Source organism: Geodermatophilus sp. URMC 62 (assembly GCF_052931475.1).
In genome coordinates, this window is sequence record NZ_JBRFHY010000001.1 from 3,617,374 (window position 1) to 3,636,743 (window position 19,370).

The 19,370-nt window shown below is 75.6% G+C and carries 19 protein-coding genes and 1 riboswitch; of the genes, 10 read left to right on the plus strand and 9 right to left on the minus strand.

Annotated features, from left to right (window positions below; genetic code table 11):
* Positions 1 to 43: 43 nt before the first annotated feature.
* The 4 genes from ACU616_RS17585 to ACU616_RS17600 all read right to left on the minus strand — a co-directional run bounded on the left by ACU616_RS17585 (position 44) and on the right by ACU616_RS17600 (position 4,180).
* Entirely contained in the window at positions 44 to 3,013 is a 2,970-nt protein-coding gene (locus ACU616_RS17585; RefSeq protein WP_446759718.1) for a BTAD domain-containing putative transcriptional regulator, read from the minus strand.
* A gap of 96 nt (positions 3,014 to 3,109) precedes the next feature.
* Positions 3,110 to 3,568, minus strand: coding sequence for an SRPBCC family protein (locus ACU616_RS17590; protein WP_446759719.1), 459 nt, complete (start codon positions 3,566 to 3,568; stop codon positions 3,110 to 3,112).
* A gap of 49 nt (positions 3,569 to 3,617) precedes the next feature.
* Positions 3,618 to 3,752 carry a hypothetical protein gene (locus tag ACU616_RS17595; RefSeq protein ID WP_446759720.1) on the minus strand — a complete coding sequence of 45 codons (135 nt, stop codon included), beginning with the start codon at positions 3,750 to 3,752 and terminating at the stop codon, positions 3,618 to 3,620.
* Positions 3,753 to 3,763: 11 nt separating this feature from the next.
* Positions 3,764 to 4,180 (minus strand): cupin domain-containing protein, encoded by a 417-nt coding sequence (locus ACU616_RS17600; protein WP_446759721.1) that lies wholly within the window; start codon positions 4,178 to 4,180, stop codon positions 3,764 to 3,766.
* 185 nt (positions 4,181 to 4,365) lie between these two features.
* On the opposite strand from ACU616_RS17600, the gene ACU616_RS17605 reads away from it, so the two are divergent.
* The 4 genes from ACU616_RS17605 to ACU616_RS17620 are packed head-to-tail and all read left to right on the plus strand — an operon-like array spanning position 4,366 to position 7,010.
* Complete coding sequence (locus ACU616_RS17605) at positions 4,366 to 5,760, plus strand: DUF4407 domain-containing protein (protein ID WP_446759722.1); 1,395 nt, start codon at positions 4,366 to 4,368, stop codon at positions 5,758 to 5,760.
* Positions 5,760 to 6,395: a hypothetical protein gene (locus ACU616_RS17610; protein WP_446759723.1), complete on the plus strand. Its 636-nt coding sequence runs from the start codon at positions 5,760 to 5,762 to the stop codon at positions 6,393 to 6,395. The genes ACU616_RS17605 and ACU616_RS17610 overlap by 1 nt, the downstream gene beginning before the upstream one ends.
* Positions 6,396 to 6,435: 40 nt before the next feature.
* Entirely contained in the window at positions 6,436 to 6,642 is a 207-nt protein-coding gene (locus tag ACU616_RS17615) for a type II toxin-antitoxin system VapB family antitoxin (RefSeq protein WP_446759724.1), read from the plus strand.
* On the plus strand, positions 6,639 to 7,010 hold the full coding sequence (locus tag ACU616_RS17620; RefSeq protein ID WP_446759725.1) for a type II toxin-antitoxin system death-on-curing family toxin: 372 nt from the start codon (positions 6,639 to 6,641) through the stop codon (positions 7,008 to 7,010). Before ACU616_RS17615 ends, ACU616_RS17620 begins: the two co-directional genes overlap by 4 nt.
* A 43-nt stretch (positions 7,011 to 7,053) precedes the next feature.
* Here ACU616_RS17620 and ACU616_RS17625 read toward each other — a convergent pair whose 3' ends face one another.
* Complete coding sequence (locus ACU616_RS17625) at positions 7,054 to 7,656, minus strand: tetratricopeptide repeat protein (RefSeq protein WP_446759726.1); 603 nt, start codon at positions 7,654 to 7,656, stop codon at positions 7,054 to 7,056.
* 168 nt (positions 7,657 to 7,824) lie between these two features.
* Here ACU616_RS17625 and ACU616_RS17630 point away from each other — a divergent pair, with 168 nt between their 5' ends.
* Both ACU616_RS17630 and ACU616_RS17635 read left to right on the plus strand, forming a co-directional pair.
* Positions 7,825 to 8,250 carry an ester cyclase gene (locus ACU616_RS17630; RefSeq protein WP_446759727.1) on the plus strand — a complete coding sequence of 142 codons (426 nt, stop codon included), beginning with the start codon at positions 7,825 to 7,827 and terminating at the stop codon, positions 8,248 to 8,250.
* Between the two features lie 84 nt (positions 8,251 to 8,334).
* Positions 8,335 to 8,577, plus strand: coding sequence for a type II toxin-antitoxin system Phd/YefM family antitoxin (locus ACU616_RS17635; RefSeq protein ID WP_446759728.1), 243 nt, complete (start codon positions 8,335 to 8,337; stop codon positions 8,575 to 8,577).
* A gap of 276 nt (positions 8,578 to 8,853) precedes the next feature.
* Here the strand turns inward: ACU616_RS17635 and ACU616_RS17640 are convergent, their stop codons facing one another.
* Positions 8,854 to 10,284 (minus strand): ADP-ribosylglycohydrolase family protein, encoded by a 1,431-nt coding sequence (locus ACU616_RS17640; RefSeq protein WP_446759729.1) that lies wholly within the window; start codon positions 10,282 to 10,284, stop codon positions 8,854 to 8,856.
* An 84-nt stretch (positions 10,285 to 10,368) separates the two neighbouring features.
* Here ACU616_RS17640 and ACU616_RS17645 point away from each other — a divergent pair, with 84 nt between their 5' ends.
* On the plus strand, positions 10,369 to 13,650 hold the full coding sequence (locus ACU616_RS17645) for a TM0106 family RecB-like putative nuclease (RefSeq protein ID WP_446759730.1): 3,282 nt from the start codon (positions 10,369 to 10,371) through the stop codon (positions 13,648 to 13,650).
* 21 nt (positions 13,651 to 13,671) lie between these two features.
* Here ACU616_RS17645 and ACU616_RS17650 read toward each other — a convergent pair whose 3' ends face one another.
* A complete protein-coding gene (locus ACU616_RS17650; RefSeq protein ID WP_446759731.1) occupies positions 13,672 to 14,574 on the minus strand; it encodes a carbohydrate kinase family protein in 903 nt (300 codons plus the stop codon).
* 271 nt (positions 14,575 to 14,845) lie between these two features.
* Between ACU616_RS17650 and ACU616_RS17655 the strand changes: the two genes are divergently transcribed.
* Positions 14,846 to 15,355: a hypothetical protein gene (locus ACU616_RS17655; RefSeq protein ID WP_446759732.1), complete on the plus strand. Its 510-nt coding sequence runs from the start codon at positions 14,846 to 14,848 to the stop codon at positions 15,353 to 15,355.
* A 56-nt stretch (positions 15,356 to 15,411) separates the two neighbouring features.
* Here ACU616_RS17655 and ACU616_RS17660 read toward each other — a convergent pair whose 3' ends face one another.
* Positions 15,412 to 16,602: a DUF222 domain-containing protein gene (locus tag ACU616_RS17660; RefSeq protein WP_446759733.1), complete on the minus strand. Its 1,191-nt coding sequence runs from the start codon at positions 16,600 to 16,602 to the stop codon at positions 15,412 to 15,414.
* A 198-nt stretch (positions 16,603 to 16,800) separates the two neighbouring features.
* Positions 16,801 to 17,313, minus strand: a complete 513-nt coding sequence (locus ACU616_RS17665; RefSeq protein ID WP_446759734.1) for a C40 family peptidase — start codon at positions 17,311 to 17,313, stop codon at positions 16,801 to 16,803.
* Positions 17,314 to 17,325: 12 nt separating this feature from the next.
* Positions 17,326 to 17,459: riboswitch (cyclic di-AMP (ydaO/yuaA leader) on the minus strand.
* Positions 17,460 to 17,853: 394 nt separating this feature from the next.
* Here ACU616_RS17665 and ACU616_RS17670 point away from each other — a divergent pair.
* Complete coding sequence (locus ACU616_RS17670; protein ID WP_446759735.1) at positions 17,854 to 17,988, plus strand: hypothetical protein; 135 nt, start codon at positions 17,854 to 17,856, stop codon at positions 17,986 to 17,988.
* Between the two features lie 205 nt (positions 17,989 to 18,193).
* Entirely contained in the window at positions 18,194 to 19,369 is a 1,176-nt protein-coding gene (locus tag ACU616_RS17675; RefSeq protein ID WP_446759736.1) for a serine hydrolase domain-containing protein, read from the plus strand.
* Position 19,370: the final 1 nt, after the last annotated feature.

Below are 19,370 nucleotides of genomic sequence, written 5' to 3' on the forward strand. Positions count from 1 at the left end.
CTCCTCCGACCGGAGTCGTCCCCGGGCCGGGACGACTCGCCCGTCAGAGGTCGACGCCGGCCAGCTGCGCGGCCAGCTCCGCACGCATCCGGTCGGCGTCGCGCCGGGCGGCGGCCGCGGCGTCGGGCTCCCCGAGGACGTCGGCGACCGCGGCGAGCGCCTCGTCGACCGGCCCGACCACCAGCGTGCCGGAGTCCAGCCCGGCGATCCGCCCGGCCCACGGCAGCAGCTCCTCGCGCGCCTGCCGCGCCACCGCGAGGTCGCCGAGCCGGGCGGCGGCGTGCGCGCGCAGCGTCGTGGTGGCCAGCCAGTAGTAGTCCCGGCTGACCGGACGGCGCGCCTGCCAGGCCGCGCGGGCCTCGTCGACGCGCCCGGCGTCGAGCAGGCCGAGGACGACGGCGTCGGTGAGCGCGCCGGGCATCGCGCCGTGCAGCCACGCCAGCTCGTCGGCCATGGGCGCGAGGTCACCGCGCGCGAAGCCGGCGGCGAACCGGCCGACCAGCGCCATCAACCCGCCGTTGGTCGCGCCGGTCTCGACCAGGTGCGCGGCGACCTGCTCGTAGCGGGCCCGTCCCTCGTCGTACCGGCCGGCCAGCACGAGCGGCGCGCCGTCGACGGCGTGCACCCGCCGGGCCAGTTCCAGCGCCTGCGCGCTCGCCGCGTCGGTGCGGTCGTCGTCGACGCCCTCGGTCTCGCGCACCAGCGCCACCAGCAGCCGGCAGCGCACCTCGTCGGGCAGGTCCGCACCGGCCGGGGTCTCCAGCAGCTCCAGCAGCGGGTCGAGCAGCTCGGGGTCCTGCGCGCCGTCGTCGCGGACCGTCCACACCAGCGGCGCGTCCCAGGCGGTGAGCGCGTCGACCAGCAGGTCGCGCCGGCCCAGCCGCCGGGCGGTGCGGACGGCGTCCCGCTGCTGGGTGCGGGCGGTGACCGCGTCGCCGGCGCGGGCGTGCGCGGGGATCGACGGCAGCAGCACCGCCAGCTCCTCCGCACCGCCGGTCCGGCCGGCCAGCTCCAGCAGCCGCAGCGCCGAGGCCCACTGCCGCGCCTCCTCCGCCGCGGCGCCCAGCCGGCCGGCCTCCCGCGCCGCGGCGACGACGAAGGGGACGGCGTCAGCGGCGGTGCGCGGACCGGCCGAGGCGACCGCGTGGTGGGCCAGCGTCGCGGCGTCGGCACCGGCCTCCAGCAGCACCGCCAGCGCCGCGGCGTGCACCCGGCCGCGGCGCAGCAGCGGGGTGTCCTCGTAGAGCACGTCGCGCACCAGGGCGTGGGTGAAGCGCACCCGCCCGGGCGCCGGCTCGTCGAGCAGGCCCGCGAGCACCGCGGTCTCCAGCGCGTCCAGCAGCTCGTCGGCGTCCCGCCCGGCCACGGCCGCGAGCACGTCGACGTCGGCCTCCCGGCCCAGCACCGCGGCCTGGCGCAGCGCCGTCACCGCCGTCCCGGGCAGCCGCTCGACGCGGCGGCGCAGCACGTCCCGCAGCCCGGCCGGCACGCCGGTGCGCGCCGCGCCCCGGCCCTCGGCCACCAGCAGGCGGGTGAGCTCGCGGACGAACAGCGGATTGCCGTCGGTGCGCTCGCGCAGCAGCGCGAGCTCCGCGGGCCCGGCGTCCGCCAGCCCGGACTGCCGGGCCAGGACGGCGATGCCGTCGTCGTCCAGCCCCCGCAGCCCCAGGTGCCGCGCCCCGGCCGAGGCGAGCGCCGCGCGGGTGGCGGCCAGCGCCTCGCCGGCCTCGGCGTCCCGGTAGGTCGCGAGCACCAGCAGCGGGGAGCCGGCCAGGGAGTCCACGACCTGGCGGAGCAGCTGCAGGGTGAGCTCGTCGGCGCGATGGACGTCGTCGAGGACGACCAGCAGCGGCTGCTCCCGGGCGGCCTCGCGCAGCCGGTCGGCGACCGCCCGCGCCAGCCAGAAGGCGGTGCCCTCCTCGAGCGGGGCGGCGCCCAGTACGCGGGTGATCTCGGTCCACGGCCAGGCCGGGGGAGCGCCGTCCACCTCGGGGCAGCGCCCCTCCACCACCCGCCAGCCGTCCGCGCGCAGCCGCGCCGCGGCGGCCTCGACGAGCGTGGTCTTGCCCGCGCCCGCCTCGCCGGCGATCCAGACGACGCGGGCTCCCTCGGCGGCCAGGTCGACCAGCCGGCGCAGCTCGGCGGCGCGGCCCAGCGACGGCGGCGGCGCAGGCGGCAGCACCGCGGGCAGCGGCGCGCTGCGCGGCCCGGGCAGGTCCAGCGCCGGCACCTGCCCGAGGATCGCCGTCTCCAGGTCACGCAGGCCGGAGCCCGGGTCGACGCCGAGCTCCTCGGCCAGCCGCTCCCGGGCCCGGCGCAGCACGGACAGCGCGTCGCCCTGCCGGCCGCTGCGGTAGAGCGCCAGGGCGAGCAGGCGCACCGCCTCCTCCCGCTGGGGGTGGTCGTGCAGGTGGCGCTCCAGCTCGGGGACGACGGACGCCGCCCGCCCGAGCGCCAGGTCGGCGTCGGCGCGCAGCTCCACGGCGACCAGCCGCAGCTCCTCCAGCCGCGCGACCTCGGGCGCGGCCCAGGAGGCGTCGGCCGACCCGGCGAACGCCTCACCGGACCAGCAGCCGAGCGCCCGCTCCAGCAGCTCCCGCCGGGTGGCGACGTCGTCGGTGCCGGAGGCCCGGGCGACGAGGTCCTCGAACCGCCAGGCGTCGACGGCCTCCCGCGGTAGCTGGAGGCGGTAGCCCGGCGGCACGCTGACCACGACGGTCGCCCCCGACCGCCGTCCACCGGCCGGCTCCAGGGCTCGGCGCAACCGGGAGACGTGCACCTGCAGGGCCGCGAGGGCCTTGGGCGGGGGCTCGCCGTCCCACAGGTCCTCGACCAGCCGGTCGGTGGAGACGACGTGCCCACCGGCGAGCACCAGGCGGGCGAGGACCGACCGCTGCCGCGGACCGCCCAGCGGCGCCGGCTGCTCCGCGACCGTGGCCTGCACGGGCCCGAGGACGGACACCTCGACGGACGGGACCTGCGGGGACGGGACGTCGGACGCGCGTTCAGCCATGGCGCGGGAAAGGTAGCCGGGCCGGCCCTCCGCGGAGGTGGATGCCGCCGTGTCGGGGGAGCGGCTCGTGGCAGGGGCGAACGACGGGTGGGCCGGTCACTCCTGCTCGGCGAGGGCGGCGAGCCGGTCGAGCGAGGCCTGCAGCCGGTCGGCCGTCGTCGCCCGGGCGCGAGGGAGTCGTCCCTCGTCGGTCAGCCGGGACCAGTCGTAGGTGTGGGTGACACGGGTCCGCGCCGGGTCGAGCGGCTCGAGCTCCCACCGCCAGAGGTGTCCCGGCGGCTCGTGACCCGGTTCCGCGGGCTGCCAGGCGATGAGCCGGCCCTCGTCGAACTCGACGACGTGGTTCTCCCGGACGCTCCCCATGGTGAGCGTCGTGCGGAACACCGCGCCGACGGCCCGGACCCGCTGGCCGTCGGCGGCCGCGGCCAGGTTGTCGTTGCCGTCCCAGTCGGGTTGTCGGGTCGGATCGGCGATGAGCTCGAAGACGCGTCCGGCGCCGGCTGCGATCTCACGGCTGGCGCTCACGACGCGCGGGACCTCCTCGCGGCTGGTCATGGCGACATGGAAGCAGTCGCCCTCGCTGTCGGCGACGTCGTGCGCTCCGTCAGCTCCACGGGGCCGTGCCGTCGCGCAGGAGTCCGGCGATCGACGCGAGGAGTGCCCGGTCGAGGACCCGGTCGAGCAGCTCGTGTTTGCCGTTCGGCTCGATGTGGTCGCGAACCGCCTGTCGAGCCCCCACGGCGCGGTCGGTCAGGTCAGCCCGGGCAGGTTGACCACGATCGCCTCCTGGCTGCTGCGGGCGATGACGACCACGGCCTCCTCGTCGGTCGGGTTCTCCTCGCGGTGCGGGGTGTGCGGCGGCACGAACACGTAGTCACCCGGCCCCGTGGCCAGCCGCACCTCCTCGCCGTCCTGTGCGAAGACGAACACCGGGTGGCCGCGCAGCACGTGGATGGCGGTCTCGGAGTCGCCGTGGTGGTGGTCGCCGGACGACGTCCGCGGGGCTACGTGGGTCTGTCCCATCCACACCCGCTGGGAGCCGACGGTCTTGGCCGAGATCGCCTCCCGCCGCGTCATCCCGCTGGTCTGGCCGGTGTCCCCGGTGAGGTCGTCGGCCCGGACGTGCCGCAGGGGCTGGTGCCAGCCGTCGGCGTGCTCCTCGGTCATGACCCCAGCCGACCGCGCGCCCGTGCTCTGCGTCAAGCGGCCGGCGGCGCCGGTCGGGGCGGCTCGGACCCGCGGTGGGACGGGTGTGACGAGCGCGACGGCCGGAGGGTCCCGACCACCGTCGGGACTGCCGATGAGCCAGGGGAGCGGCGGTCCGACCCCCGTCGCGGGGGAGTGGCTCTCGCATGGCTGGACGACGACGGCTGCAGGAACGCCTCGCGGTCCTCGGTGGCGCGCGGCCCGACCTGCTCGAGGCGGCGCCCGGCGCGCGGCCGAAGTTCGCCGCGCTCGGTGGCGTCCTGCTCAGCACCGGCGGCCTCGCCGTCGCCTCGGCGTCCTTCGCGCTGCACATGGCCCTCGGCGTCTGGTGGCCCTTCGCGCTCGTGCTCGGCCTGGGCTGGGGCGCCGTCGTGGTCAACCTCGACCGGATGCTGCTGGTCGGCATGGCGCACGACGCCTCGCTCAAGCGGAACCTCGCGCTCGCCGTCCCGCGGGTCGGGCTGGCGCTGGTGCTCGGCGTCGTCGTCGCCACCCCGCTGACGCTGCAGGTGTTCCACAAGGAGATCGACGCCGAGATCACCGTCATGCAGGCCGAGGCCGCCGACGCCTACCGGCAGTCGCTGGAGTCCGACGCCCGCTTCACCGGCCTCGACGAGCTGCAGGCGAAGGTGACCGCCGAGCAGGACGTGGTCGCCAGCGGTGGGGCCACCGACGCCGCGCTCACCGCCGTGCAGGCCGACCTCACCGCCAAGCAGGGCGCCTACGACTCGGCGCTGGCCACCCAGCGCGACCTCGAGGCCCGCGCCCAATGCGAGCTCGACGGCACCTGCGGCACCGGCGACCCCGGCACCGGCGACGCCTACGTCCAGGCCCGCGCCGCCGCCGACGTGCAGGGCGCCGTCGTCGCGTCGGCCCAGGCGGAGCTCGACGCCGCGGAGGCGACCTCCGCCGACGCCGAGTCGCGCAGCGCCGACCTCGCCGCCGCCGCGCTGGCCACCGACTCCGCCGAGCTGGCCCGGTTGACCGCCGAGCTCGACCGGCTGCAGACGGCGTTCAACGCGACCAACGAGGGCTCCGGCGGCATCCTCCTGCGGCTGGAGGCGCTCGACCGGCTCAGCGACCGCAACGCCACCCTGGCCGCGGCCAAGTTCATGCTCTCGCTGCTGTTCATGTGCGTGGAGATCCTGCCGGTCCTCATGAAGGTGCTGCTCAACTTCGGCCCCCCCACCGCCTACGACGAGCTCGCCGCGCTGCGCGACTCCGGCGACGTCGAGATCGAGCAGCTGCAGCAGCAGTCGCGGCGCACCGTGGCCGAGGCCAAGGAGGAGCTGCTGGTGATGGCCGAGCAGGAGCGCCTCGACCGGCAGAAGGCCGCCATCCGTGCCCGCCACCTCGCCGCCCTGGCCGCGGCGCAGATGGAGGCCGAGGAGGCCGCGCGCCCGGCGCCGCAGCCCGCGCCGTCCGTCGAGGAGCCCGGCCGGCAGCTGTGGGACACCGGCCCGATCCGCCTGGCCCGCTCGGCCGCGCGGACGCTCCGCACTTCCCGCCGCCCGTCCGACCGCATCCCGACCGCCGTCTGATGCAGGACGACGTCCGCGCCCTGCGCGCCTACGTCGCCGAGCACCTGGGCGACGAGCTCGTCGAGTGGCCGGGCGGCCGGCCGGGCGAGGCCGAGGTCGCCCTGGTCGACGCCGTCATGTCCATCCGTGCCCGCTACGGCAGGCCGGGCGTCGCACCGACCGGCGTGCACCGCGCCGTGGCGGCCTACCGGGCACTGCGCGGCGAGACGGCGCTCGACGACCTCCGTGCGCTGGCCCACCTCGACCCGGCCGACCTCGCGCGGGCGGTCGGCACCCAGCGGACCGGTGGCGTGCTGAAGGCCGAGGCGATCGTCCGCGCGGCCGAGGCGCTCACCGCCGTCGGCGTCCGGTCCGCAGATCACGTCGACCCAGGGGACGAGCGCCAGAAGCGCGCCTACACCTCGGTGCGCGGGCTGGGCTGGGTGACCTGGGAGTACTTCGGGATGCTGCTCGGCCGCCCCGGCGTCAAGGCCGACCGGTGGGTGATCGCCGCGGTCGCCAACGCGGTCGGCCGGCAGGTCACCGCCACCGAGACCAAGGACGTCGTGCTTGCGACGGCCGGCGAGATGAGGCAGAGCCCGACCCGGCTGGAGCACGCGCTGTGGGCCTTCGAGAGGTCACGCGAGGTCGGCTGAGGAGAGGACGCTCCTGGTATCACCGCGATACCATCGCCTCATGGCCATGACCGTCCGCACCGACGAGGAGCTCGACAGGGCGCTCACCGCGCTCGCCGAGGCCGAGGGCACCTCCCGGCAGGAGGTCATCCGGCGCGCCGTGCTCGAGCGCTACGCGCGCAGCGGCCACGCCGCGCGGGTGAGCGAGAGCGCGGAGCGGCTGGCGGCCCGGTGGAGTGACGTCCTCCACCGCCTCGGCACCGTGTGACGGAGGTCGAGTACCTCGACCTGGAGGACCTCCTCCTGCTCGTGCGCGTGCTCGGCGCCGGACCGGTTGCCGACGTCGGGCTGCTCGACTCCGCTGCCGGCAGGCCGCGCGCGCAGGCGTTCGGCGAGGACGCCTACCCGACGTTGCCGCTCAAGGCGGCGGCGCTCCTGCACTCGCTGGCCAAGAACCACCCGCTGGTCGACGGGAACAAGCGGCTCGCCTGGCTGGCCGCGGTGGTGTTCCTCGACCTGAACGGGCACGCACCCGACCTCGACGACGACGCCGCCTTCGCGCTCGTCATGGACGTCTCCGCAGGCTCCGTTCCCGTCGAGGACATCGCCGAGCGGTTGAGTGTCACGGCGCAGTGAGCCGCCCGGCTGGACGCGTCGGGGCGATGGACATCCCTGACGGTCAGTCCGGCAGGGCGTCGAGGTCGACCGGAGGCACCAGCAGGTCCCAGTCGTCGGGCGGCATGTCCAGCTGCTGGCGCACCCGCCGCCGTGACCTCAGCAGGTGGGCCGCCTCCCGCACCTTGGCGTCCTCCGTGCGGTCGTCGGCTTCCTGGGCGTCGTCCAACGCCCGGCGGGCGCCCAGCGTCAGCCAGCGGTGGGCCGCACGCAGGTCCCCGTGGAGTTCGTAGTCCTCGCCGATGAGGAGGTAGACGTCGACGTCGGCGGGGCGCTCCTGGCGCACCCGCTCGGCGAGGTCGCGGGCGGCGTCGACGTCGCCGGCCTCCAGGAGGGCGTGGTGCAGGTAGCAGCGGGCGTCGGGTTCCACCGGCTCACCGGTCGCCACCGCCCGGCGGAGCACCTGCACGGCGGCGTGGGCGTCGCCGACCCGGAGGAGCTGCTCGCCGGCGCTGACCAGCAGCTCGGCGGCGTTGACCTCCGCCCCGGCCGGACGAGGCTCCTCTGCCCAGACCTCGAGCTGACGCGCCATCGCACGGCTCTGATCCGGCGTCTGGCCGGGGAAGAACGTCGCGTCGAGGTCATCCGACGTGAGTGGTCTGCGCACCTGCCGACCGTATGCCGGTGCCGTACGAGAGGCACCGGTCCGGCGAGGCGATGTCACTGTCACGGCACGTCGACCGAGGCCCGGTGGGACGAAGGGCTCTGGGGACGGTCGGTTACGGCTGCCAGGGTCCTCGGTGAGGCTGCGGAGTCGGGACCTTCAGGAGGAGTCGTGGCCACTCCCGCCGACCTGGTCGAACGGGCGCGGCAGCGGTGGAACGCCGGGGACCTGCCCGGCTACCTCGAGGTGTACGCCGAGGACGTCCGGTACCACGGGCCAGGGCCGGACCCGATGGACAAGGTGTCCGTGGCCGCGTTCTACGAGCAGTTCTGGTCGGCCCTGGGGGCGCCGGGCCGCCCGAACCCGCGGTTCGACCTCCACGAGCGGCTCGCGGACGGCGACCTGTTCAGCTGCCGGTTCGTCGTGACCGGCGAGCACCGCGGCGAGTTCATGGGTGTGCCCGCCACCGGCCGGCCCTATGTGCTCGAGGGCATCACGATCATGCGGTTCCGCGGCGACCAGGTGGTCGAGCGCTGGACGACCTCCGACCTGCTGGGCCTGATGGTCCAGCTGGGTGCCATCCCGGCCCCGGCCTGAGGAGCGGCTCCGGCCTCGTACCGGCCAGGGCGACACGGGTGAGCGGGAGACCGCACGTGGCTCGGGGGGAGACCCGCCGAGGTGGTGAGGATCCCGCTCGGCGAGGCAGCGGCCGGGTTGTCGCAGCTGGTCGAGATGGTGGAGCAGACGCACGAGACCGGGACCCTCACCCGGCACGGCCGTGAGGCCGCCGTCCTCATGGCCAAGGAGGACCTCGACGCGCTGCACGAGACCCTCCTCTGGCTCTCGCAGCCGGCGTCCGCGCGGACGTCGAGGCGGCCCGGGCCGAGGCGGAACGGGACGAGACGACGTCCGGTGACGAGTTGAGAGCCGAGTTCGGCCTCGGCGAGTGACCGGACCGTTCGACGTCCGGATCTCCTCGGCGGCGCGGCGCCAGCTCGGCTGTCTTCCGCCGAGGTGGCGACGGCCGGCGTCGAGTTCCTCACCGTCGTCCTGCCCGAGAACCCGCTGCGGCTGAGCAAGCCCCTGGCCGGTGAGCTGTCCGGACTGCAGCGCCCGCCGAGGGGACTGCCGCGTCCCCATCCAGGTCGACGAGGGCGATCGCCGGATCCTCGTGGTGCGGATCGCGCACCGGTCCGACGTCTACCGTCCACCGCCGCCATCCGGCACGGAGGAACGCTGAGCCGCCAGCCGCTCCAGCGCGGCGGTGAAGCTGGCGTTCCACAGCCCGAGATAGGGCCAGCGCTCGGCGACGTGCGCCGTCGCCTCGGCCGGCGTCATCCCCTGCTCGCGCACCAGCCAGGCGCGCAGCAGCAGCCCGGTCCGCGACGCGCCGCCGTGGCAGTGCACGAGCACCCAGTGGCCCTCGGCGTGCAGCGCGGCGAGGGCGTCGAGGACGTCGGCGAGCATCACGTCGAGGTCGACGTTGTGGTCGTTGTCGGCGATGTAGGCCATCCGGTGGTTGGGATGCGGGAACGGCTCGCCCAGCCGGCACAGCGAGATGACGGCGAAGTCCCCGTCCGAGAACCGCGCGCCGTCGAGGTTGCCCGCCCAGATCCCCGGCAGCACCTCCACCGGACCGATCCGCGGGATGACGCCGGGGTCGTAGGACTGCGCCGGCTTGCCGTCCAGCGCCGCGGCCAGCTGCTGCAGGTCGGCCAGCCGCCACACCCGCTCGCCGTGCCCCGGCACCCGGCCGTGCACCGCCGACGACCACCGCATCGGGATGCCGCCCATCCCGTACACCGCCCCGGCCAGCCCGCCGGCGACGCACGCCACCGTGTCGGTGTCCCCGCCCAGGTCGACCACGAGCCGCAGCACCTCGGCGAAGTCCGCACCCCTCCGCAGCGCCCACAGCGCCTGCCCGAGCGTCGGCCACACCGCGCCGTTCGACTCGGTGGCCATCGACGGCTCCCAGTCGGGAGCCAGCACCGCCGCCCACCGCTCGCGATGCGGATCGCCCACGAGGGAGAGGGCGGACGGGACGGCGGCCAGCGGGTCGCCGCCGTCCAGTGCCACCCGCAGCAGCTCGTGGAACACCGCGCAGCCCTCACCGGCCGCCGGGTCGCCGTGGGTCAGCATCGAGATCCGCCGGGCAGCGTCCACCGTCGCCTCGGTGCCGAACCGGCTGAACCGGATCGCCGCCGGCGTCGTCCGCATCAGCGACCCGTTGCCCGCCGCGTGCCCCGACGTGGCGAAGTGTTCGGCGGCGGCGCGGTCCCACGGCAGCCCGGAGGTCAGGACGGCGCGCGTCTGCGCGCCGATGTCCGGCGGCCCGGCCTGCGCCCACGCGACGAAGCGGGCGAACAGGTCGGCCTCGTCCAGGCCGTCCCGCTCCAGCAGAGACTGCGCCACGAGCAGGGCCAGCTGCGTGTCGTCGGTGAACTCGCCCGGCTCCCGCCCCGCCGGCCCGCCGCCGCACATCTCCGTGGCCGCGCCCCGGGCGGGCGCGGGGAAGCGGGCGGAGAACGCCCCGGGCGGGCCGAACTCGAACGGCGCGCCCAGCGCGTCGCCCACGGCCGACCCGACCAGCGCGCCGGCCACCCGGTGGGAGCGGTGTAGTCCAGCGGTCACGTCCGCATCCTCCGCCCCACCGGATCAGCGCCTCCGGCGCGGGTTCCCCCGGCCGGAGCGGCCGCGTGAGACCGTCCCGTCCCGATGTACCGCTCCGACGGCTCTCTGGTCCTCAGCCCCACCGACCTGACCCGCCACCAGGCCTGCGCCCACCTCACCACGCTCGACCTCGCCGTCGCCGACGGCCGGCTCGAGCCGCTGGCCGAGGGCCCGACCGACCACGCCGCGCTCATCGCCGACCTCGGCACCGAGCACGAGCTGCGCTACCTGGAGACGCTGGAGGCCGAGGGCCGCAGCGTCGTCCGCATCCCCGTCCGGCTCGACGCCGCGGGCCGCCGCGAGGCCGAGGCACTCACCCTGCAGGCGTTGCGGCAGGGCGTCGACGTCGTCCACCAGGCGCAGTTCACCGACGGCCTGTGGGCCGGCGCGGCCGACTTCCTCCTGAAGGTGCCCACCCCGTCGGCGCTGGGGAGGTGGTCCTACGAGGTCGCCGACGCCAAGCTCGCCCGCCGGGTCAAGGTGCCCGCGCTGCTGCAGATGGCCACCTACGCCGAGCGGCTCGCCGTCCTGCAGGGCCGGCAGCCCGACCGCGTCTGCGTGGTCACCGGCGACGGCGTGGCCCACCCGTGGCGGCTGGTCGACGTCGCCGCCTACGCCCGCCGCGCCCGCGCGACGCTCGCCGCCTTCGTCGCCGACCCGCCGGCCACCGAGCCGGTCCCGGGGCCCTACTGCAGCCAGTGCACCTGGAAGCCGCGCTGCGACGCCGAGCTCGCCGCCGCCGACGACCTGAGCCTCGTCGCCGGGATGCGCCGCGACACCCGCGACGCCCTGCGCGCCGCCGGCATCACCACCCTCGAGCAGCTCGCGTCGGCCGACCCCGAGACGCTCAAGGCCGCCCGCGTCGGCGCGGCCACCCGCGCCCGGCTGCAGGAGCAGGCGCAGCAGCAGCTCGACGAGCGCCGCACCGGCGTCCCCAGCCGCACGCTGCTGCCGCCGTCCGGACCCACCGGCCTGCTCCGCCTGCCCGAGCCCAGCGACGGCGACCTCTACCTCGACTTCGAGGGGGACCCGCACTCCGCCGACGGCGCCGGGCTGGAGTACCTCGCCGGCATCGGCGACCGCTCGGGCCGGTTCACCGCGCTGTGGGCGCACGACCCCGCCGCCGAGAGGCAGATGGTGTGCGACCTGGTCGACCTCATCATCGACGCCTGGTCGGTCGACCCCGGCATGCACGTCTACCACTACGCCGCCTACGAGGTCAGCGCGCTCAAGCGGCTCACCGGCCGCTACGGCGTCCGCGAGGCCGAGCTCGACCAGCTGCTGCGCGCCGAGCGGTTCGTCGACCTCTATCCGGTCGTCCGGCAGTCGATGCGGATCAGCAAGGGCTCGTACTCGATCAAGAAGGTCGAGGCGTTCTACGGCCGGCAGCACACCGGTGACGTCGCCGACGCGATGGGCAGCGTCATCGCCTACGAGCAGTGGCTGGCCGACCGTGACCCGGAGCGGCTCGAGTCGATCGAGCTCTACAACAAGGACGACGTCGACTCCACCCGCGAGCTGCACGACTGGCTCGAGGAGCAGCGCGACGCCCTGGAGGCGCAGTACGGGCCGCAGCCGCGGCCGATGGTGCCCGAGGCCACCGGCCCGGCGCCGCGGTCGGAGGCCGAGGCCGCGGAGCGGGCGCTGGTCGGGCGGCTCTCCGACGCCGGGTACCCGCTGCTCGGCGACCTCGTGCAGTGGCACCGCCGCGAGGCCCGGCCCGGCTGGTGGGAGTTCTTCAGCCGCGGCGACCTGGAGACCGAGCAGCTCGTCGAGGACCGCACGGCGCTCGGCGGGCTGGCCGGCGGCGTCGAGGTCGGCGCCGAGAAGCGGTCGAAGCTCTACGAGTTCACCTTCCCCGCGCAGGACACCAAGCTGTCGGTCGGGGAGCGGGCGTTCGACGTCGACACCCGGATCGCCGTCGGCTCGGTGTTCGCGCTGGACGCCGTCGGCGGGCGGGTGGTCGTGAAGAGCACCAAGCCGCCGGCGTCGGTGCGCGGGCTGGGGCCGGGCGGGCCGCTGGACGACACGGGCATGCGCGAGGCCATCGCGGCCACCGCGGACGACGTCCTCGCCGGGAGGCCCTGCCTCGGGGAGGCGCTGCTGGCGCGGCGGGTGCCCGCGGACTGTCGCCGGCTGCCGGGGGAGGAGGCCGGGGACGCCGTCGTCCGGCTCGGCCTGGCGCTCGACGGCGAGGTGCTCGCGGTGCAGGGGCCGCCCGGCAGCGGCAAGACGCGGGCGGCGTCGCGGCTGATCCGGGCGCTGCTGGACGCCGGCAGGAAGGTCGGCGTGACGGCGACGTCCCACGCGGTGATCGGCAACGTGCTCTCGGCGGTCGGGCGGCCGGCGCTGCAGAAGTGCGAGGAGAAGCAGGCCTGCGGGGCGCCGGGCGTCGAGTGGTCCCGCGACGGCAAGGACGTCGCCGCGCGGCTGCTGGACGGCGACGTGTCCCTGGTCGGCGGGACGGCGTGGCTCTGGACCAACCCCGACCTGGCCGCCGCGGTCGACGTGCTCGTCGTCGACGAGGCGGGGCAGTTCTCGCTGGCCAACGCCGTCGCGGTGGCGCGGTCGGCGCGCTCGCTGGTGCTCCTCGGCGACCCGCAGCAGCTGGCCCAGCCGACGCAGGCCGTGCACCCCGGCGACTCGGGGCTCTCGGCGCTGGAGCACCTCCTGGAGGGGCACCCGACGGTGCCGGAGGACCGCGGCGTCTTCCTCGACACCACCTACCGGATGCACCCGGCGCTGACGGCGTTCGTCTCGGACCTGGCCTACGAGGGCCGGCTGGAGTCGGCGGCCGGCCGCGACCGGATCACCGTGCGGCCGGGCGGGCTGGTGTCCGGCAGCGGGCTGGCGGTGCGGTACGTGGAGCACGCCTCGCCGTGCTCGGCGTCCTCGGAGGCCGAGGCCGCGGAGGTGGCGGCGCTGTGGCGGTCGCTGCAGGGCGTCGGGTGGGTGGACGCCGAGGGCGTGGAACGGCCGGTCGGGCCGGACGACGTCCTGGTGGTGGCGCCGTACAACAGCCAGGTCGGGCTGATCCGCTCGCTGCTGCCCGACGGCGCGCGGGTGGGCACGGTCGACCGGTTCCAGGGGCAGGAGGCGCCGGTGGTCGTGTACTCGACGACCTCGACGTCGGCCGACGACGCCCCGCGCGGGGTGTCGTTCCTCTACGACCTCAACCGGCTCAACGTCGCCGTCTCCCGCGCCAAGGCGCTGGCGGTGGTGGTGATGAGCCCGCTGCTGCTCGACGCCGTGGTCCGGACGCCGGAGCAGCTCCGGCAGGTCAACGCGCTGTGCCGGCTGGCGGAGATGGCGGCCGACGCCGGCTGACCCGCCGAGTGCACGTGGGGGTCACGGCGGCGGCTGGCCGCCGACCACCCCGGCGACCAGGGCCGCCGCCGCGTGACCGGAGCGGACGGCGTCGAGCACGGGCACCCCGGCGCGCCAGCCGGCCAGCACCCCGGCGACGAACGCGTCCCCGCACCCGGTCGTGTCGCGCAGCCGGCCCTCCGGCAGCGGGTCGACGGGCACCTGCCACGAGCCCGCCGCCGTGGCGACCCGGGTGGGGCGCGCGCCGGCGTGCACCAGTACCAGCCCGGGCGCCCACGCCGGCAGCTCGTCGCCGTCCAGGCCGAGGACCGCGGCCTCGGCGGCGTTGCAGGAGAGCAGGTCCGGCCGCAGCCCGGTGAGCAGGTCGACGTACGCCGCGGCGCCGTGGCGCTCGATCCGCGTCGCGGCGGCGACGTCCGCACCGACCGGCACGCCGAGGTCGTGCGCCGCCGACGCCGCGGCCCGCACCGCGGCGGGGAAGCGCAGCAGGTCGTAGCCGTCCACATGGACGACGGCGGCGCCGGCGAACCACTCCGGACGCACGTCGGCCGGCTCCAGGCCGCCCTCGCCGCGATCGGTCAGCAGGGTGCGCTCGCCGCCGGGGTGCACCAGCACCGTCGACAGCGGCACCCGGCCACGGCGCGCCACCGCCACCTCGACCCCGCGCGCGGACAGCCCGGCCAGCAGCCCGTCGGCGAGCGGGTCCGCGCCGGCCCAGCCGGCCAGCCGTGCCGGCGCGCCGCGGCGGACGACGCCGGCCGTCACGTTGGCCGGGGCCCCGCCGGCCGCCGCCGTCCGCACCACCCGCTGCTGGCCGCCGACCACCAGGGGCGCCGACAGCTCGAGCAGCTGGTCGGCCACCAGCTTGCCCACCGCCACCACCGGGCCCCGGCCTGCGGGGCGCGGCCACCTCGGACCGTCCACGGGGTCAGCGTGCCGTGGGGTCGACACCGCGAGCACGTGCACGACGCCACCGACCCGGGGAGCCGTGGGCGCCGAAGGCCACCTCCGCGTTGCCGTGCGACCACGGAGAGGCGGGCATGCCGGTGCGGTGGGTGCGGACGGAGGTCAGGGACCCGGCGATCGACGCCCCACGGGCGGGGTTCGCCCCGTAAGCTCCCCGCCTCATACGGGCGGCCCGTACGTCAGCGGAGCCGCCCGTGGTCACTGCCGAGTCGTCCGGAAGAAACCCCACATGGCCGACAGCCGCACCATCCCCCCTCCCTCCGACCGCCACCGGCACGCGCACCGGCCGGTGCCGAGACGCCGCCGGTCCGCGCTCCTGATCGCCGGCATCGTCGTCCTGGTGGCCGCCATCGCGGCCGTGCTGGTCCTCGCCTCGGGGGACGGGTCGGACGAGGCGGACGCCGCCGATCGGGCCGTTGCCAGCCCAGCGGCGAGCACGACCCCGGTGGCGAGCAGCGAGAGCAGCCCGCCCCCCACGGCACCGGCTCTGAGCGCCGAGGAGCCGGCGAGCGCGCCGGACGTCCCCGAGGAGTTCGCCGCGTCGCTGCAGCAGATGGGGATCCCGCTCGACGCCCACACCGGCTGGGTCGTCGCGCAGGGGATCTGCGTCCGGCTGGGACAGCCGGAGTACGACCAGTTCAGGATGTCCGAGGGCGTCGAGCGGCTCTTCCCCTCCGTGGAGGACGAGCAGGCCCACGACTTCGTGGCCATGGTCGCCGAGTCGGTCTGCCCTGCCTGACACCACCTGCCCGGCCCACCGGTGGGTGTGCCGGGCAGGCCGCCGGCGGCGGGCCGTCAGGCGGCGTGCAGCAGCGGTGCCGGGGTACTGATCTCGGTGCCGTCGGGTCGCCAGGTGCGCCATCGGCCGTCGGGTCGTCGCTCGACGCGGAAGCCGTGGTGGACCTTGGTGTGGTGCCGCTCGCACAGCAGCGCGGAGTTGTCCAGGTTGGTCTCGCCGCCGTCGAGCCAGTGCACGAGGTGGTGCACCTCCGCCCACCACGTGGGGGCGTCGCATCCGGCGAACACACACCCGCCATCGCGCAACTCGACCGCTCTGCGCAGGTGACGATCGGCCAGGCGGTGCTCGCGGCCGAGGTCCAGTGGTGCCCCGTCGGGGCCCATGACGACCCGGGAGACGGTGGCGTCGCAGGCCAGCCAGCGGGCGCGGGCGGCGGAGATGACCGCGCCGAACCCCATCCGCCCGGCAGCAGGACCGCCGCTGCCGGCGGCGAGGTCCTCGTGGTCGATGACGACGGCCACGTGCGGCTTGACCGTGCGCAGGGTCGGCAGGCCACCGGCGGCGAGCGCGTTGTCGGCCAGCTGGACGAGTGCGTCGCCGAGCCGCTGGGCGCGGCTGCGCTGGTCGCCGGCGGGCCGGTCGGCCTGCACGAAGGACTCGACCGCCGCCTGGAACCTCTCCCCACCCACGGCGTCGAGCTCCCCGCGGATCGACAGCGACCCGTCGGCGTGCTTCGACAGCGTCAGCCGCCGCCCGTCGGTGGGGTCGGGCTCGGGTCCGTCGGGATCGAGCCACGTCAGGTAGTGGCGCACCGCGCGGACGACGTCGGTGTGCTCGTGCTCGACGGCCAGCCCGGTGAGCACCGCGTCGATCTCCACCAGGTCCACACCACGCTCGGCGGCCGCGGCCAGCCGCTCGGGCGTGAGCACGACCGCGGCGACGCCCACCTGCTCGGCCGACACAAGCCCGGCGTCGTGCGCCTCGGCCAGCGCCGGCAGGTGCTCCAGCACCCGCCCGTTGCCCACCAGCCGGGCGGCCGCGGCGGCCGAGAGCCGGCAGTGGCCGCGCAGGCAGGACCGCGACCGCAGCCCGTCGCGTTCGGGTGCCTGCCGGTTCTCCGCCGCCCGTACCAGCCGGGTCAGCCGGGCGTCGATCCGGTTGCGCTCGGCGACCGCAGCCGCGACCTCGTCCAGGATCTCCGCGTCCGTCAGCGCGGCGGTGTCACCGATCGCGCCGCTCGAACACATGTACGGAGTCTAGTCGAGGGAAGTGGGCGGATCAACCCGAAAGCCCAGCTCAGAGCCGTAATCGCGGTCGGCTGAGTGTGCATGGCTCGGCCGGACCCGGTCGCCGATGCGGGCGACCGGCGACGGCTCGACGGCTGAGTCCTGACGCGACGGTGCCCCGGCCGGGGAGTCCGGCCGGGGCACCGTCAGGGCCGTGCGTCAGGCGACCCGGCGGGCGCCCACGTAGCTCGGCATCGAGTCGAGGTTCACCACCGCCACCGGCTTGCCGGCGGTCGAGGCGTGGACCATCTGGCCGTTGCCGATGTACATGCCGACGTGCGAGACCGGGGTGTAGAAGAACACCAGGTCACCAGGCTGCAGGTTGGCCTTCGCCACCGGGGTGCCGAACGTCGACTGGGCCTTCGAGGTGCGCGGGATCGAGATCCCGGCCGCCTTGTAGGAGAAGCTGGTCAGCCCCGAGCAGTCGAAGGAGTTCGGGCCGGTCGCGCCGTACACGTACGGGTCACCGACCTGGGCCAGCGCGGTGTCGACGGCGACCTGGGCCGCGCTGGAGGAAGCCGCAGCCGGCGCGGCGGCCACGGCCGTGCCAGCGCTGTCACCCGCAGCAGCCGAGGCCGGCAGGGGGGAGAGGGCGATGCCGGCTCCGGCGATGGCCGCGACGGCGATGCCGCGGAACGAGCGACGAGCGATGGACGTGCGTGCAGTCGTCATCGACGACGGTTCTCCTGTTCTCCACGATCGCCTGCCGGGTTAGCTGACGGGTTCGGACGGGGGAGTCGCCCGGCGCGACGAGTCGCGCTTCACCCCAGTGCTCAGGTGGGTCCCCGGTCCGGGTACCGGCTGGGTGCCGGCATCCGGTTCGGCGTGTCCGGCGGGTGTCACGCGGGAGGTGACGAAGGGCCCTGGCCGAACCGCGACGACGGTAGGTAGGGGATGTGGAGCCCTCAACCGCCCTGGGGGAACGCCACGCCCGGACCACCTTGCGGGACTTGACAAGTGCCAGAAATCCGAAACGCCGTACTGAGCTGCGAAGATCTCCCGGGGCACTGCCCTGTGGCGGACCCCCCGCGTGGGCGGACACGCGGGCCGACGGTAAAAAGGACATAACGGTGCGTCCGAACGCTGAGTCAATGACCGGCCACGAGGGAAGTGGTCGGGACGCCGGGATCCGCACGGTTGCCGCGCCCGTTCACCGGGCATCGGGACAACAGTCGACAGGAGGAGGACCCCGTGGGGATGTTGAGGAAGCTGGTGGCTTCAGGCGTCGCCGCCAAGGTGGTGCAGGAGCTCCAGAAGCCGCAGAACCAGGCCAAGATCAAGCAGTTCATCCGCGACTACCAGGCCAAGAACAAGAGGGGCGGAGGCGGCGCGGCCGGTCGCTACTGACGCCCACCGCGCAGCACTCCTCGCGACCCCTGTCCCGGTACCCGGGACGGGGGTCGCGCCGCGTCAGGACAGCCGCGTCCGGGGATCCGCGTCCGGAGACCGGGTCCCGCCGGCGTCCGGACGCGCCGTTGCGCTGCCCCTGGTCACGCGCCAGCCTGACGCCGGGGCCGCCGCAGAGTCGCGGCGGACCAGCCGAGGAGGGGCCATGAGCAGAGACATCGACGGCAGCCGGATCGACGCGGTGCTGGCCGACGCGGTGCAGAGCGGAGCGGTGCCGCACGTCGCCGCCATCGCCGCCGACCGGGACGGCGTCCTCTACGAGGGCGGCGCGGGGGTGCGGGTGGCCGGGGAGTCCGACGACCCCGTGGGCACCGGCACCCAGTTCCGGATCATGTCGATGACGAAGATGGTCACCACCGCCGCCGCCCTGCAGCTGGTCGAGCGCGGCGACCTCGACCTCGCCGCGCCGGTCGAGGAGTACCAACCCGAGTTCGCCGCCGTCCAGGTGCTCGAGGGCTTCGACGGCGACACCCCGCGGCTGGTCCCGCCGGCCAGCCAGGCGACCGTCTCCCAGCTGGTCACCCACACCACGGGCCTGGGCTACTGGTTCTGGAGCGCCGACCTGCTCCGCTACGAGACGGTGACCGGCGTCCCCAACGTCGTCCCGGGCTCGGCCGAGGCGTTCAAGGCACCGATGGTGGCCCACCCCGGCACCCGGTTCGTCTACGGCATCAACACCGACTGGCTCGGCAGGGTCGTCGAGACCGTCGCCGGCACCACGCTCGACGAGGTCGTGCGGACGGGGATCACCGAGCCGCTCGGGATGGCCGACACCATGTTCCGGCTCGACGAGGGCCGGAAGGCCACCTGCGTCGCCATCCACACCCGCGGCGAGGACGGCCGCTGGACCGCCGTCCCCGAGATCCTCAACCAGGAACCCGACTGGTGGGCCGGCGGGCACGGCCTGTACTCGACGCCGCGCGACTACACCCGGTTCACGCGGGCGCTGCTGCGCGGCGGCGAGCTCGACGGCGAGCGCATCCTGTCCGAGGAGACGGTCGACCGGGCGTTCACCAACCAGATCGGCGACCTGGGGTTCCCCGCCGAGATCCCCACCGCCGACCCGCCGATCACCGACAGCCTGCGGGTCGGGCCGGGCTGGACGTGGGGCCACGGGCTGCTGCTCAACACCGAGGACCAGCCGGGCCGCCGCCGGGCCGGCACCGGCGCCTGGGCCGGCCTGTTCAACACCCACTTCTTCATCGACCGCACCACCGGCGTCTGCGCCTCGATCTACACCAACTCCCTGCCCTTCATCGAGCAGGACGGCGCGTGGCGGGTCTACGGCGAGTTCGAGGAGGCCCTCTACGCCGCGCTCTGAG

What these genes read in the sequence shown, in the direction of transcription:
- ACU616_RS17605 (WP_446759722.1), top strand. Translation starts at nt 4,366, where the DNA reads ATGGCTGGACGACGACGGCTGCAGGAACGCCTCGCGGTCCTCGGTGGC.
- ACU616_RS17655 (WP_446759732.1), top strand. Translation starts at nt 14,846, where the DNA reads ATGGCCGACAGCCGCACCATCCCCCCTCCCTCCGACCGCCACCGGCAC.
- ACU616_RS17600 (WP_446759721.1), bottom strand. Translation starts at nt 4,180, where the DNA reads ATGACCGAGGAGCACGCCGACGGCTGGCACCAGCCCCTGCGGCACGTC.
- ACU616_RS17645 (WP_446759730.1), top strand. Translation starts at nt 10,369, where the DNA reads ATGTACCGCTCCGACGGCTCTCTGGTCCTCAGCCCCACCGACCTGACC.
- ACU616_RS17610 (WP_446759723.1), top strand. Translation starts at nt 5,760, where the DNA reads ATGCAGGACGACGTCCGCGCCCTGCGCGCCTACGTCGCCGAGCACCTG.
- ACU616_RS17585 (WP_446759718.1), bottom strand. Translation starts at nt 3,013, where the DNA reads ATGGCTGAACGCGCGTCCGACGTCCCGTCCCCGCAGGTCCCGTCCGTC.
- ACU616_RS17590 (WP_446759719.1), bottom strand. Translation starts at nt 3,568, where the DNA reads ATGACCAGCCGCGAGGAGGTCCCGCGCGTCGTGAGCGCCAGCCGTGAG.
- ACU616_RS17665 (WP_446759734.1), bottom strand. Translation starts at nt 17,313, where the DNA reads ATGACGACTGCACGCACGTCCATCGCTCGTCGCTCGTTCCGCGGCATC.
- ACU616_RS17675 (WP_446759736.1), top strand. Translation starts at nt 18,194, where the DNA reads ATGAGCAGAGACATCGACGGCAGCCGGATCGACGCGGTGCTGGCCGAC.
- ACU616_RS17660 (WP_446759733.1), bottom strand. Translation starts at nt 16,602, where the DNA reads ATGTGTTCGAGCGGCGCGATCGGTGACACCGCCGCGCTGACGGACGCG.
- ACU616_RS17615 (WP_446759724.1), top strand. Translation starts at nt 6,436, where the DNA reads ATGGCCATGACCGTCCGCACCGACGAGGAGCTCGACAGGGCGCTCACC.